At 59.7% G+C, this 14,511-nt stretch carries 14 protein-coding genes; 8 read left to right on the top strand and 6 right to left on the bottom strand.

What is annotated here, in order from left to right:
• The first annotated feature begins 298 nt into the window (after window positions 1-298).
• The 5 genes from groES to D1224_RS15480 all read left to right on the top strand — a co-directional run bounded on the left by groES (window position 299) and on the right by D1224_RS15480 (window position 4,157).
• Window positions 299-586: a co-chaperone GroES gene (gene groES, locus D1224_RS15500; protein WP_119380836.1), complete on the top strand. Its 288-nt coding sequence runs from the start codon at window positions 299-301 to the stop codon at window positions 584-586.
• Between the two features lie 60 nt (window positions 587-646).
• A complete protein-coding gene (groL, locus tag D1224_RS15495; protein WP_119380835.1) occupies window positions 647-2,305 on the top strand; it encodes a chaperonin GroEL in 1,659 nt (552 codons plus the stop codon).
• Between the two features lie 186 nt (window positions 2,306-2,491).
• Window positions 2,492-3,196 carry a CoA transferase subunit A gene (locus D1224_RS15490; protein ID WP_119380834.1) on the top strand — a complete coding sequence of 235 codons (705 nt, stop codon included), beginning with the start codon at window positions 2,492-2,494 and terminating at the stop codon, window positions 3,194-3,196.
• Window positions 3,196-3,825 (top strand): CoA transferase subunit B, encoded by a 630-nt coding sequence (locus tag D1224_RS15485; protein WP_119380833.1) that lies wholly within the window; start codon window positions 3,196-3,198, stop codon window positions 3,823-3,825. The genes D1224_RS15490 and D1224_RS15485 overlap by 1 nt, the downstream gene beginning before the upstream one ends.
• A complete protein-coding gene (locus D1224_RS15480) occupies window positions 3,822-4,157 on the top strand; it encodes a zinc ribbon domain-containing protein YjdM (protein WP_119380832.1) in 336 nt (111 codons plus the stop codon). The genes D1224_RS15485 and D1224_RS15480 overlap by 4 nt, the downstream gene beginning before the upstream one ends.
• A 3-nt stretch (window positions 4,158-4,160) precedes the next feature.
• On the opposite strand, the gene D1224_RS15475 is transcribed toward D1224_RS15480, so the two are convergent.
• Window positions 4,161-5,138, bottom strand: coding sequence for a DNA topoisomerase IB (locus tag D1224_RS15475; RefSeq protein ID WP_119380831.1), 978 nt, complete (start codon window positions 5,136-5,138; stop codon window positions 4,161-4,163).
• A 116-nt stretch (window positions 5,139-5,254) separates the two neighbouring features.
• On the opposite strand from D1224_RS15475, the gene D1224_RS15470 reads away from it, so the two are divergent.
• Genes D1224_RS15470 through D1224_RS15460 form a run of 3 tightly spaced genes read left to right on the top strand, consistent with a single transcriptional unit; the run spans window position 5,255 to window position 8,206 of the window.
• A complete protein-coding gene (locus D1224_RS15470; protein WP_233350582.1) occupies window positions 5,255-6,763 on the top strand; it encodes an acetyl-CoA acetyltransferase in 1,509 nt (502 codons plus the stop codon).
• A 25-nt stretch (window positions 6,764-6,788) separates the two neighbouring features.
• Entirely contained in the window at window positions 6,789-7,223 is a 435-nt protein-coding gene (locus D1224_RS15465; protein WP_119380829.1) for a hypothetical protein, read from the top strand.
• On the top strand, window positions 7,220-8,206 hold the full coding sequence (locus D1224_RS15460) for a zinc transporter ZntB (RefSeq protein ID WP_119380828.1): 987 nt from the start codon (window positions 7,220-7,222) through the stop codon (window positions 8,204-8,206). The genes D1224_RS15465 and D1224_RS15460 overlap by 4 nt, the downstream gene beginning before the upstream one ends.
• 10 nt (window positions 8,207-8,216) lie before the next feature.
• Here D1224_RS15460 and D1224_RS15455 read toward each other — a convergent pair whose 3' ends face one another.
• The 5 genes from D1224_RS15455 to dxs form a co-directional block, all read right to left on the bottom strand.
• Window positions 8,217-8,900, bottom strand: coding sequence for a DUF938 domain-containing protein (locus D1224_RS15455; protein WP_119380827.1), 684 nt, complete (start codon window positions 8,898-8,900; stop codon window positions 8,217-8,219).
• Complete coding sequence (locus D1224_RS15450) at window positions 8,901-9,908, bottom strand: aldo/keto reductase (protein WP_119380826.1); 1,008 nt, start codon at window positions 9,906-9,908, stop codon at window positions 8,901-8,903.
• A 15-nt stretch (window positions 9,909-9,923) separates the two neighbouring features.
• Entirely contained in the window at window positions 9,924-11,669 is a 1,746-nt protein-coding gene (locus D1224_RS15445; RefSeq protein WP_119380825.1) for a class I adenylate-forming enzyme family protein, read from the bottom strand.
• A gap of 119 nt (window positions 11,670-11,788) precedes the next feature.
• A complete protein-coding gene (locus D1224_RS15440; protein WP_147372415.1) occupies window positions 11,789-12,451 on the bottom strand; it encodes a hypothetical protein in 663 nt (220 codons plus the stop codon).
• A gap of 99 nt (window positions 12,452-12,550) precedes the next feature.
• Window positions 12,551-14,467 (bottom strand): 1-deoxy-D-xylulose-5-phosphate synthase, encoded by a 1,917-nt coding sequence (dxs, locus tag D1224_RS15435; RefSeq protein WP_119380995.1) that lies wholly within the window; start codon window positions 14,465-14,467, stop codon window positions 12,551-12,553.
• Between the last annotated feature and the right edge of the window lie 44 nt (window positions 14,468-14,511).

Genomic DNA, 14,511 nt, shown 5'->3' with positions numbered 1-14,511 from the left:
CACCCTGGACGCGCCCGGCCCTGTCACTGCAGGGCGAGACGACAAGCGTACCGCCAGCGGGAAACCCCGTATGGCGATACTGGTGTTTGCGCGCTCTTGCAGGGCGCCACCGCAAGGGCCACCTCCCCCCAAAATACGCGCCTGCACCTGGCGCGGAACCTTTTGCATTTTTTCGCAAAACTCCCTGTTGACGTCTCTTCAAAGCGCTCCTACCTCAGCGGCGTTAGCAGTCACTACCGGTGAGTGCTAACGAGAGAACACATTGCCCCGTGGGGCGAAACCAAAGGTAACTGAGCAAATGAAATTCCGTCCTCTGCATGACCGCGTTCTCGTGAAGCGCGTTGAAGAAGAAGCCAAAACCGCTGGCGGGATCATCATTCCTGACACCGCAAAGGAAAAGCCACAGGAAGGCGAAATCGTCGCTGTTGGTTCCGGCGCGCGCGGTGACGACAATGAGATCATCCCACTGGAAGTCAAAGCTGGCGACCGCGTCCTGTTCGGCAAATGGTCGGGCACGGAAGTAAAAGTCGACGGCCAGGACCTTCTTATTATGAAGGAAAGCGACATCCTCGGCATCGTCGAGTAAGCGCTCCCCCCTTTTTCCCAAACACGAACTTCGAACTGAATTTCAGGAAGGAATACAGCTATGGCTGCTAAACACGTAAAGTTCGGCGCTGATGCGCGCGAGCGTATGCTCAAGGGCGTCGACACGCTCGCAAACGCAGTAAAAGTCACCCTCGGCCCAAAAGGCCGTAACGTCGTCATCGAGAAGTCCTTCGGTGCCCCACGCACCACCAAGGACGGCGTCACCGTCGCCAAGGAAATCGAACTTGAGGATAAGTTCGAGAACATGGGCGCACAGATGCTGCGCGAAGTTGCTTCCAAGGCAAACGACGTTGCTGGCGACGGCACCACCACCGCTACTGTTCTCGCTCAGTCCATCGTTCGCGAAGGCATGAAGCGCGTTGCCGCAGGCATGAACCCGATGGACCTGAAGCGCGGCATCGACAAGGCCGTTCTCGAAGTGACCGCTGACCTCGCGCATCATTCGCGCAAGGTGAAAGAGAACTCCGAGATTTCGCAAGTCGGTTCGATTTCCGCCAATGGCGACAAGGAAATTGGCGACATGATCGCGCATGCGATGGAAAAAGTCGGCAATGAAGGCGTCATCACCGTCGAGGAAGCCAAATCCCTCGAAACCGAACTCGACGTCGTCGAAGGCATGCAGTTCGACCGCGGTTACCTGTCCCCGTACTTCGTGACCAACCCTGACAAGATGACCGTCGAGCTAGAAGACCCATACATTCTTCTGCACGAGAAGAAGCTGTCTTCCCTTCAGCCGATGCTGCCAATCCTCGAGCAGGTCGTTCAGTCCCAGCGCCCGCTTCTGATCATCAGCGAAGATGTCGACGGCGAAGCGCTTGCGACACTGGTCGTCAACAAGCTGCGCGGTGGCCTCAAGGTTGCTGCGGTCAAGGCACCTGGCTTCGGTGATCGCCGCAAGGCCATGCTGCAGGACATCGCTGTCCTCACCGGCGGCCAGGTCATCTCCGAAGACCTCGGCATCAAGCTTGAGAACATCTCGCTCGACATGCTCGGCACGGCCAAGAAAGTCGAGATCGACAAGGACAACACCACGATTGTTGATGGTGCCGGTTCCGCCGATGAGATCGAAGCCCGCGTCGGCCAGATCAAGAAGCAGATCGAAGACACGTCTTCCGACTATGACAAGGAGAAGCTCCAGGAGCGCCTTGCCAAGCTCGCTGGCGGTGTTGCCGTGATCAAGGTCGGCGGCGCAACCGAAGTCGAAGTGAAAGAGCGCAAGGACCGCGTCGATGATGCGCTGAACGCAACGCGCGCAGCTGTCGAAGAAGGCGTGATCCCGGGCGGCGGTGTTGCCTTGCTCCGTGCAGCTCGCAACATCTCGGTTGATAGCCTGAATGCTGATGAGCAAGCTGGTATCGACATCGTTCGCAAGGCGCTGGAAGCTCCGATCCGTCAGATCGTCAACAATGCTGGCCTTGAAGGCTCTGTCATCGTGGCGAACATTCTCGCCAATGAAGATCAGGCCTATGGCTTCAACGCCCAGACCGAAGAGTATGGCGACATGTACAAGATGGGCATCATCGACCCGGCAAAGGTCGTGCGCTCTGCCCTGCAGAACGCTGCTTCTGTCGCAGCCCTTCTGATCACCACCGAGGCTGGTATCGCCGAAGCACCGAAAAAAGAAGGTGAAGCCGGCGGCGGCATGCCCGATATGGGCGGCATGGGCGGCATGGGTGGTATGGGCGGCATGGGCTTCTAGGCTCACCCCCGTCTCACCAGACGCAAAAAACAAAAGCCCGGCGCACCACGCGCCGGGCTTTTTCTTTCCCCGGAAGGTCGCACCGAGACATAATCTCCCCTGATGTGTGTTGAGCGAAACTGTTCACCTTTCGTGACGTGAACTGTCCCTTGAAAGCCCCCCGTCGCAGGCGTAAGCATCTGACCTATGAGCAAGATTTACGACAGCGCCGCAGCCGCCCTTGATGGCGTGCTTTTCGACGGCATGACCATCGCTGCGGGCGGCTTTGGCCTCTGCGGGATTCCAGAGCTTTCCATCGCTGCCCTCCGCGATGCGGGCACCAAGGACCTCACCATCTACTCCAACAATGCAGGCGTCGACGGCTTCGGTCTCGGTGTCCTTCTGGAGAGCAAGCAGGTGAAGAAGATGGGCTCGTCCTATGTCGGCGAGAACAAGGAATTCATGCGCCAGTATCTCGGCGGAGAGCTGGAGCTGGAATTCAACCCGCAAGGCACGCTGGCAGAGCGCATGCGCGCGGGCGGCGCCGGCATCGCTGGTTTCTACACGAAAACCGGCTACGGCACGCAAATCGGCGACGGCAAGGAAGTGAAGGAATTCCACGGCGAGAAATACATTCTCGAAGAGGGCATCTTCGCAGACCTCGCTATCGTCAAAGCCTGGAAAGCCGACAAGACCGGCAACGCTATCTTCCGCAAGACAGCCCGCAACTTCAACGAACCGGCGGCCATGTGCGGCAAGATCTGCGTCATGGAAGTCGAGGAAATCGTCGAGCCGGGTGAGCTCGACCCGAACCACATCCACCTGCCGGGCGTATTCGTGCACCGGCTGGTACAGGGCCAGCACGAAAAGCGCATCGAACAGCGCACGACCCGGAAGAAGGAGACCGCCTGATGCCCTGGACACGTGACGACATGGCCAAACGCGCCGCTCAGGAGCTGGAAGACGGGATGTATGTCAATCTCGGCATCGGCATCCCGACGCTGGTCGCAAACTATATTCCGGACGGCGTCTCTGTGACGCTGCAGTCTGAAAACGGCATGCTGGGCATGGGCCCGTTCCCTTATGAGGGCGAGGAAGACGCCGACCTCATCAATGCCGGCAAGCAGACCATCACCGAACTGCCGCACACCGCCTTCTTCGACAGCTCCATGAGCTTTGCGATGATCCGCGGCGGCAAGATCAACATGGCTATCCTTGGCGCCATGGAAGTCGCCGAAAACGGTGACCTCGCCAACTGGATGATCCCCGGCAAGCTGGTCAAAGGCATGGGCGGGGCAATGGACCTCGTTGCCGGCGTGAAGCGCATTGTCGTCATCACGGACCACACCTCGAAATCGGGGGAGCCAAAGCTGATCAAGGAATGCACTCTGCCGCTTACCGGTAAAGGCGTGGTCAATCGCATCATCACCGACCTTGGCGTCTTCGACGTGGTCGATGGCGGTCTCGAAATCATCGAGCTTGCCCCCGGCGTTGAGCGCGATGAGGTCTATGAGAAGACCGCTGCGAAGATCGTGAATTGAGCACGCTTCCGCCCTGTCCGGCTTGCAGTTCTGCCTTCACCTATGAGGATGGCGAGCTGCTTGTCTGCCCGGAATGCGCGCATGAATGGTCCGCCAATGCGGCCCTCAACCCGGACCACAAGGTCTGGCGGGACGCAAACGGCACAGAACTTCAGGACGGTGACACCGTCACCGTCATCAAGGACCTCAAGGTGAAGGGGTCTTCCTCGGTCGTGAAAGTCGGAACCAAGGTGAAGAACATCCGCCTTGTCGACGGCGATCACGACATCGATTGCAAGATCGACGGCATCGGCCAGATGGGGCTGAAAACCGAGTTCGTCAAAAAGGCCTGAGACTCAGTCTTCCTCAAGCACCGCGAACAGCCTGCGCTCATCCTTGCGCAGGCGAACCGGCCCGGCCTCAGCATCTGGCATCTCGCCATTGCGGGCCATCTCGACCAGCTTTGGGTGGATATACGAATTGCGGGCGATGGTCGGCGTATTGCCAAGGCGCTCTGCGGCGGCTTCGGAAATGTCCTTGATGCTGCTTGCGCCTTTGCGCAGGGCCTCAACGGCCGCGACAGATCCAGCCCAGGTGCGAAAATCCTTCGCCGTAAATCCCCCATCCCCTGTGTCCCGGATAAAACGGTTCACACGGGTCGAGTCGACATGCCCATCTGGCGTGCCGAAAAGTGACTGACCCGGCAGGCACTGGAGCTCGTAAACGGCATGGGCAAGGGTTTCATCACAAATGGAGACTTCCTGCTCCTTGCCGCCCTTGCCTTTGAACTTGAGACGGATCGTGTCTTCGTCAGTCTGACGGATGTGCCGCTTGTACAGCGTCGAAGCACCGAACGTGCCGTTCATGGCGTGCCGTTTGGAGCCGACGCGTATGGCGCCCTTGTCCAACAGGCGCACGATGGCCGCTGTGGCGAGTTCGACATGGTCGGCCGGGTCCTCGAGAATCGATTTCACCCGCTTGCGAATGCGCGGCAAGGCACTGCCAAAAGCGAGCATGTCAGAGAACTTCACGCCCTCACAATGGGCGCGCCAGTCCTCGTGATAGCGATACTGTGTACGTCCGACCTCATCCTTGCCGGTCGCCTGCAGATGGCCCTTCGGCTGTTTGCAGATCCAGACATCCGCCCAGGCTGGCGGCAGAACCAGCGCTTCAGCTCGGTCGCGGTCATCGCCTTTGAGGACCTCTCCATTCTCATCGAGATAGGTGAATCCGCGCCCATGCGGGCGGCGCGTCCAGCCGGGCTCCGAGCTGCAGACATAGACCAAACCTGCATCAGCAGGGTCGAGAGATTCGCGGGCGAGTGAAAAAGGCATGAAGTCAAAACCTGCCAGAGCCCCGCCGGTTCCTACACTATTTGGCGCAGCGTCATGGCTTGCAAGCCGGTCGACTAAACCGGACAGTGCGCAGAGATATTTCAGGGAGTTTTCAGATGGCTAAAGGGTCAATGCCGGTACTGGTCGGCGTCGGACAATCGATGAGCGAATGGGACGGCAGCAAGGGCCCGGATGGCGCGCCATCGCCGCTCAGCCTCGCCGTTACGGCCTCGAAGGCCGCCATCGAGGACGCAGGCATCGAAGCCTCTGCCATCGACACGCTGACTTTCGTGCGGATCTTCGAAGACTCCGTGCGCGGCGCGAAGCACCCACACGGTCACAATACCAATCTGCCCGGTACGCTGGCGCGCGACATTGGCGCGAAGCCTGCCCGCCTCATCTATTCGGATGTAGGCGGCCAGAGCCCGCAGGCGCTTGCGAACGAAATGGCAAACCGTATTCACGCAGGCGAGCTTGATGTCGCGCTGGTCGCTGGCTCAGAGGCCAACCGCGCCTCCAAGGGCGCGCTGAAGAACAAGGTCGAGATCAACTGGGCAGATAGCGATGACGCCGACTATGAAGATCGCGGTCTTGGCGGTGAGATGCTGTCACGACGCGAAATCAAGCACGGTCTGATCGCGCCAGCTTTCTTCTATGCCCTGTTCGAAAATGCGATCGCCGCCCGCGAAGGCCGCACCCGGTCTGGTCAGCGCGAAGCCATGGCAAAACTCTTTCATCCTTTCTCGAAGGTCGCTTCGAAAAACGAGTACTCCCAGTTCCCAGTTGAGCGTTCGGAAGAATTTCTCGCGACGCCGTCGCCTAAGAATTACGAGTTCGCTGACCCCTTCCTCAAATGGCACATCGCACAGGATGCGGTGAACCAGGGCGCCGCCATCTTGATCATGTCGGAAGAGAAAGCCGACGAGTTGGGCGTCGCCAAGGACAAGCGCGTCTACCTTCATGGCGGCGGTGAAGCGAGCGACGACCTTCTCTCACTCCGTCCGAAAGTCGACGGCTCCTGGGCGATGGAAACGGCCATTTCCCGCGCGCTTGAGCAAGCCGGCCGCACATCTGGCGGCATCGCCTATTTCGACCTCTATTCCTGTTTCCCTTGTGCGGTTTTCTCCTCGACAGCGGCGATGGGGATTGATCCACTCACCGATGAGCGCCCACTGACCCTGACTGGGGGCCTCCCCTTCTTCGGCGGGCCGGGAAACAACTACTCCATGCATGGCCTTGCAGAGATGGCGCACAAACTGCGCGATGAGGCCGGCGCATTTGGTCTCGTCTTCGCCAATGGCGGCTGGATGACCAAGGAGGCTGTTGGCGTCTGGTCAACGACCCGGCCGGGTGCCTACAAGCCTGTGGCACCTTCCGCCAAGCCGACAGAACAGGTTGAGCTCGATCCGCAACCGGATGGCGGCACTGTCGAAACCTACACGGTGGTACATGGTCGCGAAGGCCCGCAGCACGGCGTCATTTTTGGTCGCACGGATGAAGGCAAGCGCTTCCTCGCAATTGCGGACCCGGCCGCGCTGGACCGCTTGCGTGAAGAAGAAAGCCCCGTCGGCGCGCGCGTCACGACCCGGACCGAAGGAGAGGTCACACATTTCAGCTTTGCCTGACCTCGCTGTGCGATATGTCTGAAGGATGACATCCAGACGCATATTCACCCGCCTCGCCGGTGTCGCAGTTGCGGCAGCCATGCTGACCGCCTGCGTCACGCAGCCAGACCCCTGCACACCTGAATGGATCGAATGGAAAACCGATCAGGTCCTTGAACGCTTTGCCTATTCGAACATGGATACCATTCGGGCGCTGCGGCGCGTGTCCGGCGACATTGATAATCCGGGCCCGCTCCTGGCGATCCAGCTTGCGACGCTGGCGGATGACTTTTCCGACCTTGCCAGCGACTTCGACAGGATCGTCCTGCCAGAAATCAACGAAGCGGCGGCCCTTTGTTCCCGTTCGCAGGAATTTATGCCAGCGTTTGCCGCCTTCCTGCGCGATGAAGGCGTCGGCGAGGACGTCATCGTCTGGGTAGAAGCGCTTGGCTACGTCGCCATGGAACAAGGCCGCAGATGAGCGAACCGTCCGCCACGTCTCTCATACATGGCTTTGAATTCGACAGCGATGGTGGGGCAAAGCGCCTGAGCTGGGAGGACGTGAAGTCGGCCCCGGCCGAGCGGCCCGGCGTCTATCGCTGGCTCCATCTCAACCGGTTGTCGCCTGAGGTGCGCGGCTGGCTCACAGAGCAGAGCGGCATAGAGAATGTGATCGACGCATCACTCCTGCAGGAGGATACCCGCCCGCGCTGCATCCGTCATGGCTCGGGCTTGCTCGTCAATTTGCGCGGCGTGAACCTGAATGAAGGCGCCGAGCCCGAAGACATGATCGCTATCCGCATCTGGATGACCGAAAATGTCGTCGTCTCTCTCCGCGCCTTCCACATTCGCGCAGCGCAGGATCTTCGCGACCAGATCATGTCGGGTGACGTTCCGCAATCAACCGGCGAAATTATTACGTTCATCGCCGCCCGCCTTACCGACCGGATCGAACCCGTCGTCTCGGACCTTGATGGTCAGGCCGATGATTTTGAGGAGCTGTTGCTGCAACCGGGAGCCAGCCTGCCAAAGACAGCGCTCGCCAATTTCAGGCGCAAGGTGCTAGCACTACGGCGTTACATCATCCCTCAGCGCGAAGCACTTTCCCATCTGGCTCGCGAGGGGGAGGGTATCCTTTCGCAGGGCGACATCCTGCACCTGCGCGAAATCGGAGACCGGGTGACTCGCATTGGCGAAGAGCTCGATTCCATACGTGAGCGCTCTCTCGTCCTGCAGGAGCAGGTCGTCGAGGAACGAAGCGAACGGATGAACCAGCGTCTTTTCGTTCTAGCGATTATCTCTGCCGTTTTCCTGCCGCTCGGTTTCGTAACCGGCCTGTTCGGCGTGAACCTTGGCGGTATGCCCGGTGCGGCCAGCCCGATCGCTTTCACGGCACTTTGTATCGGCATGACAGTGGTCACGCTTGGCTTGTTGCTCCTGTTCCGACGCATGCGCTGGCTTTGAAACCAGCAGCCTATGTCTTGCGGAAAATGACGCTCAGATTGTTAGCCGGCATGTCCACAATGCGTTCGAGCGTCAGGCCGGCCCGGACTGCCAATGGCAGGACTTCCTGCACGAGGTCACGCACGCCCCAGCTCTCGTCGCGGCGCTTCAGGTCTTCGCTGAACGCGGAGTTGGATGGTGCGATCTCACCATCCTGCGCGAACGGTCCGTAGAGCATCAGCTTGCCGCCCGGCTTCAGAAGGCGCCCTGCCCCTTTGATGAGACCTTCAGCGGCTTCGAACGGCGCGATGTGCACCATGTTGGCGCAGTACATGCCGTCGAAGCTCTCCGGGCGCTCTGCGTCGCCCCAGTCCGAGCGGGTGGCATCAATGCGCAGTGGTCCTGCCAGACGGTCGCCTGCATCTGCTTGCGCGATCCAGGCGGCCTGGCTCGACAGGCTGATCTCATCGAGATCGGAATACGTCCAGCGAAGGTCCGGAAAACGCTCAACAAACCTCGCGCCGTGTTCACCCGTCCCCGACGCGATTTCGAGAATGTGTCCGGCGACGGGCATGTGTTCGGCCAACACATCCGCAATGGCCTCACTATTGCGGGCGGCCGACGGCGAATAGCGCCGCCCATCTTCACCCGTGTTGCGGGCCTCAAGCGCGACCGACTTGCCCCTGGAGCCGATATCGTCCTGATCGTCCGACATTCAGGCCTCGCCCTGTTCAAAATCGAACTGTTCAGTATCCACCGTGGCCTGCATTTTCGGCGCATAACGCGGCCCCACCGCTGATTGCGGTGCGAAGTGCGCATCAAGTTGCTCGACGATATGTGCTGGCAGTGTGATGCGGCCTGCTTCAATATTGTCTTTCAGGTGGTCTGTACGTGTCGTACCCGGAATCGGGAGGACGTGATCGCCTTTCACCAACAGCCAGGCGAGCGCCAGCTGCGCTACTGTGCAGCCTACATCTGAGGCAAGGTGGCGTGCCTTCTCAAGCAAAGCGAGATTGCCGGGATAATTCTCCGCTGAGAAGCGCGGAAAAAGCCGGCGCATATCGCCGTCATGCATATTCGCGGGGTCATGGGGCGGGTCAGCGAGGAAGCCGCGACCGACAGGAGAAAAGGCGACGAATGCTATTCCAAGCTCCTTGCAGAGCTCAAGCACCGCGATCTCCGGGTTACGGACCCAGAGCGAATACTCAGTCTGCAGTGCAGCAATCGGGTGGACGGCATGGGCCCTGCGTACGAGCCCTGCGCCCATCTCACTCAAGCCGATGAAGCGGATCTTCCCGGCATCGACCAGATCAGCCAGCGCCCCGACCGAGTCCTCGATCGGCACGTTCGGGTCAGGCCGGTGCATGTAGTAGAGGTCGATCACATCGGTATTGAGACGCTTCAGGCTTGCGTCACAGGCTGCCTTTATCGATTCCGGACGGGCATCTAGAACGCGCTTTCCATTCTTGACACCAAGCACGCACTTACTCGCCAGGAAATACTCATTCCGCCGATGCCCGATTGACGAAGCAATAAGCTCCTCATTCGTGCCAGCACCATAGATCGTCGCCGTATCGAGGAAGTTACAGCCCTGATCAAGCGCGCTGTTGAGCAAGGCCGAAGCTTCGTCGGGCGGTGTTGGCGGCCCATAGGCGTGGCTGAGGTTCATACAGCCAAGCCCGATGGGCCATACCATCGTGTCACCGATCTTGCGATCCGTCATGACGCTCCTTTCTGCCTAGCTGCGCGGTGCGAACTGCTCACGCAGGGCCGGTTTCAGGATCTTGCCGTTGGCATTGCGCGGCAGAGGCTCATCCTGGAAGCGGATTTCGACCGGCACCTTGAACGCAGCGAGCTGGCTGGCGACGTGAGCGCGAAGTTCGTCCTGTGTCACCGACTTACCAGGCTTCAGCTGGACCACCGCGCCAACTTCCTCACCGAGCACTTTGTGCGGAATGCCGACCACAGAAGCATCCATCACAGCCGGGTGATCGTACAGGGCGTTCTCGACCTCGATACAATAAATGTTCTCACCGCCGCGGATCAGCATATCCTTGGCGCGGTCGACGAGGAAAAGGAAGCCGTCTTCGTCGAGGCGTGCGAGGTCACCCGTAATAACCCACCCATCCTTGAAGGTTTCAGCAGTCGCATCAGGGCGATTCCAGTACCCCTTGCAGTTTGCGGGGCTTTTGCACCAGAGTTCTCCAACCTCGCCGGGCGGAAGCGTCTCGCCTTCAGGGCTCACCACCTTTAGCTCCACAGCTTTTGGAGGGGCGCCAGCGCTTGTCGGACGATGGACATAGTCTTCGCCGATATTGAGCGTCGCCGTCGCGCACGTCTCAGTCATGCCCCAGCCATTACCAGGCATCGCTTCAGGAAAGCGCTTCTTGATCGTCGCGACGAGCTCAGGCGCAGACGGCGCGCCGCCATAGGAGACGGCGATGATCGACGAGAGATCATACTTGTCGCGGTCAGGATGCTCCAGCACCTGCCAAGCGATGGCTGGCACGCCGCCAATCGTCGAAATCTTCTCAGCTTCAATGATCGGAAGTGCCTTGCCGGCATCCCATTTGTACATGCTGACAATCTTATCACCGCGCAGAAGCGTCGGAATAAGAACGGCGAATGAGCCTGTCGCATGGAAGAAAGGAATGGAAAGGAGCGTCGCACGCTGTTCGTTCGGATCCGGCTCCGGCGGCTGCTCACCGCGGCGCAGGAACATGCGCGCCTGGCAGGTCATGGAGTTGAGGAAGTTCGAGATGACGGCACGGTGCGTCGCCAGCGCGCCCTTCGGCTTTCCTGTCGTACCGGACGTGTACATGATGGTCGCATCGTCATCCGGGCCGAGGTCAATTTCGGGCAGACCTTTATTCTCCAGCTCAGCCCAGGTGTTCGGTTCGCCGATAAAGCTCTCGAAATTGTGGACACGCGGATTGTTGCGCTCTTCTTCGGTTTCGCGCGCAATGATTACCGCTTCCAGATCAGACAGGCCCGACATGTGTTCGCGCATCCGCTCAAAGATCTGCGGGTCCACGACCGCGACTTTGACGCCAGCATTCTGCAGCCCGTATTCCAGTTCCTCGCCGGTCCACCAGGAATTCATCGGCGTAGCGATCGCGCCAATGCTCAGCGCCGCGAAGAACGCGACCGGCCACTGGGGATAATTGCGCATGATAATGGCGACACGGTCGCCCTTCTGCACATTAAATTCAGACTTCAAGACGTGGGCAAAATGGCTAACGGCGCGCCAGTGAGCATCGAACGTCACGCGCTCATTCTCGTAGACGAGGAAGGTGCGGTCTCCGTGCGCCCGTGACGCCTCTACAAGGAAGCGAAGCGTCGGTGGCGCTTCGGGGTAATAGCGCATGGTCACGCCATTAATCTCGCCTTCTGCGACGGCAAGCGGCGTTCCTGGCTGGGCAAGCATTTCATTCGCCTGCGCAATGGACATTGCAGGCCAGGCGGGTGCGGCATCAGCGGCCATGACGTGACTCCCTCATAGTTCTAATTAGTCGGGCGCACTCAATCACGAGCGCGCCGAGCATGGAAGTGCGACCTGTCGCAAGCAGGCCAAAATCAATCAGAAAGCTGGACCAGCGTCCCTCAGGATGAGGCGACAGGCGTCGAAGATGCAGGCGACGCAACCGGACACCAGTCGAGATCAGACAGGTGGCTGGTATTCTCACCGAGTTGCCATTTTCCGACCCCGGCAGAGGTGCTGCGACAAAGGTAACCGCCTGCCTCCAGCAAACCTGCATCGAAGGGATCGGGTGCGAGCCCGGAGTTGCGATAGCGGTCTGCCGCCTCGGCGACTTCCGACACCGCAACCTTGTCATCAAACCATTGCGGCAGGGTCTGAAGACCTGCGAGGCGCGCCCGTGAAAGCTGAAGCTTTGCCTCAGCAATGCGGATCATTGAGGAGGTATCAGGAATCGAACGCACGGTCGTCATCCCTTCTTCCGGCACGACGGTTGCCTGTAGCGCCGCGGCCTGCTGGAGGTCCTGGATTGCGTTCGGAAGCTCGATTGCGTTTTCAGTGCGTAGACGGCCCCGCTCATACAGGACCCGAGCACGCTGTGCTGACGACAGGGTCTGCGTTTCAAGCATCGTGCTGAGATCCTGAATGCCCGCATAAGGATGCCAGGCTGCGGTCGCGCGCGACACAGCCGTCTGGAACGCCATTGGCTGCATGTTCACTTCCTGGGGGACTGTTTCACAGCCAACCAGCATGAAAGCGCCGATTGCGGCAAGCACTAGTGATCTCATTGTCGTCCTCATGGAAAGCCGAATTGCGGCGACCATATCCCCAGCCGCCATTATGGCAAACGGGCTAACCAAAAAGTTAGGCAGAAAATCGACTGCGCCTCAGGCGCTTGCGAAACGCTCGATTTCGCGCATGTCGCCGCGCCCAAGCGCATCAATGGCCCGCGTCGCGATGCTTTGCGCATCGAGGCCCGCCTGCGCGTACATGATCTCTGGCTTGTCCTGATCCTGGAAAATATCCGGCAGGTGAAGCGTGCGAACCTTGAGACCGCGATCGAAAGCGTTCGTTTCAGCGAGGTGATGCAGCACGAACGCGCCAAAACCGCCGCGTGAGCCTTCTTCGACCGTCAGCAGAACCTCGTGCTCGCTGGCGAGGCGGTTCACAAGTTCTTCGTCCAGTGGTTTGGCGAAACGCGCATCTGCCACGGTGCAGGAAAGCCCCTGGGCCGCGAGCATCTCTGCCGCTTTCAGACATTCCTGGAGCCGAGCCCCATAGGAAAGCAAGGCAATGGTAGAGCCTTCGCGCACGATCCGGCCCTTGCCGATTTCGAGAGCGGTCGGCTGGGCCGGCAGATCAATACCGACGCCATTGCCGCGCGGATAGCGGAAGGCGCTCGGCCGGTCGTCAATCTCGACAGCCGTGCGGACCATGTTCACCAGTTCGGCTTCATCGGCAGCAGCCATGCAGACCATGCCCGGAAGCGCACCAAGAAAACCGACATCAAAGCTGCCAGCATGGGTCGGGCCATCAGCCCCGACAAGGCCGGCACGGTCGATCGCAAAACGAACAGGAAGGCGCTGGATCGCCACATCATGGACGACCTGATCATACCCACGCTGCAGGAATGTCGAATAGATCGCTGCGAACGGCTTCATGCCGTCCGCCGCAAGACCGGCAGCGAACGTCACTGCGTGCTGTTCGGCAATACCAACATCGAACATCCGCTCAGGGAATTCCTGTTCGAACAGGTCCATTCCTGTGCCACCCGGCATGGCAGCCGTAATACCGACAATCTTGTCGTCGCGGCGGGCTTCTTCGATGAGGGCCTTGGCAAAGACCTTCGTGTAGGCAGGCGGACCGCCAGCTGATTTCTGCTGCTCGCCGGTGACCACGTTGAACTTTGCGACGCCGTGATACTTGTCGGCAGAGTTCTCGGCCGGCTCGTATCCTTTGCCCTTCTGCGTCACGACGTGCAGCAGGACCGGACCGGTTTCCATCGCCTTGCAGTTTTCAAGGACCGGAAGGAGTACGTCGAGGTCATGGCCGTCAATCGGGCCGACATAATAGAAGCCAAGTTCCTCGAACATGGTGCCGCCCATGGCGAAACCGCGAAGATATTCTTCGGCCTTGCGGGCCTGGCTTTCCAGACCGATCGGCTTGGCGATGGATTTGGCGAACTTGCGCAGCCCCCGATAGGAGCGCGAGGAAACAAGCTTGGACAGATAGTGGCTCATCGCACCGACAGGCGGCGCAATCGACATGTCATTGTCGTTCAGGATCACGAGCATGTCGCTGAGATCAGAGCCCGCATTGTTCATCGCCTCATAGGCCATGCCAGCTGACATCGCGCCATCGCCAATGACGCAGACAACCTTGTTATCCTTTTCCTGCAGATCGCGCGATTTCGCAAAACCAAGACCCGCCGAGATCGAGGTCGAGGCGTGGGCCGCGCCGAATGGGTCGTACTCACTCTCGTCGCGCTTGGTGAATCCCGAAAGACCGCCGCCCTGACGAAGCGTGCGGATACGATCCTTGCGCCCGGTCAGGATCTTGTGCGGATAACACTGGTGACCAACATCGAATATGAGCTTGTCCGACGGCGTGTCGAAAATGGCATGGATCGCCAGCGTCAGTTCAACCACACCAAGGCCCGCACCAAGGTGGCCACCCGTGCCAGACACCGCGTCGATCACTTCTGCACGCAGTTCCTCGGCGAGCTGTTCGAGGTCTTCGCGCGAGCGGGACTTCAGATCAGCCGGAGAATTAATCGTATCGAGAAGGCGGGTTTTCGCAGGCAAGCTCATGCGGCCGGGTCCTTTCAAGGGACAGTCTTGTTTGCGTT

The sequence above is a fragment of the Henriciella barbarensis genome, assembly GCF_003576345.1.
In the GTDB taxonomy this organism is placed as follows: Bacteria; Pseudomonadota; Alphaproteobacteria; order Caulobacterales; family Hyphomonadaceae; genus Henriciella; species Henriciella barbarensis.
Note: the sequence above shows the minus strand (reverse complement) of the source record. Positions and strands in the feature narration are given on the sequence as shown.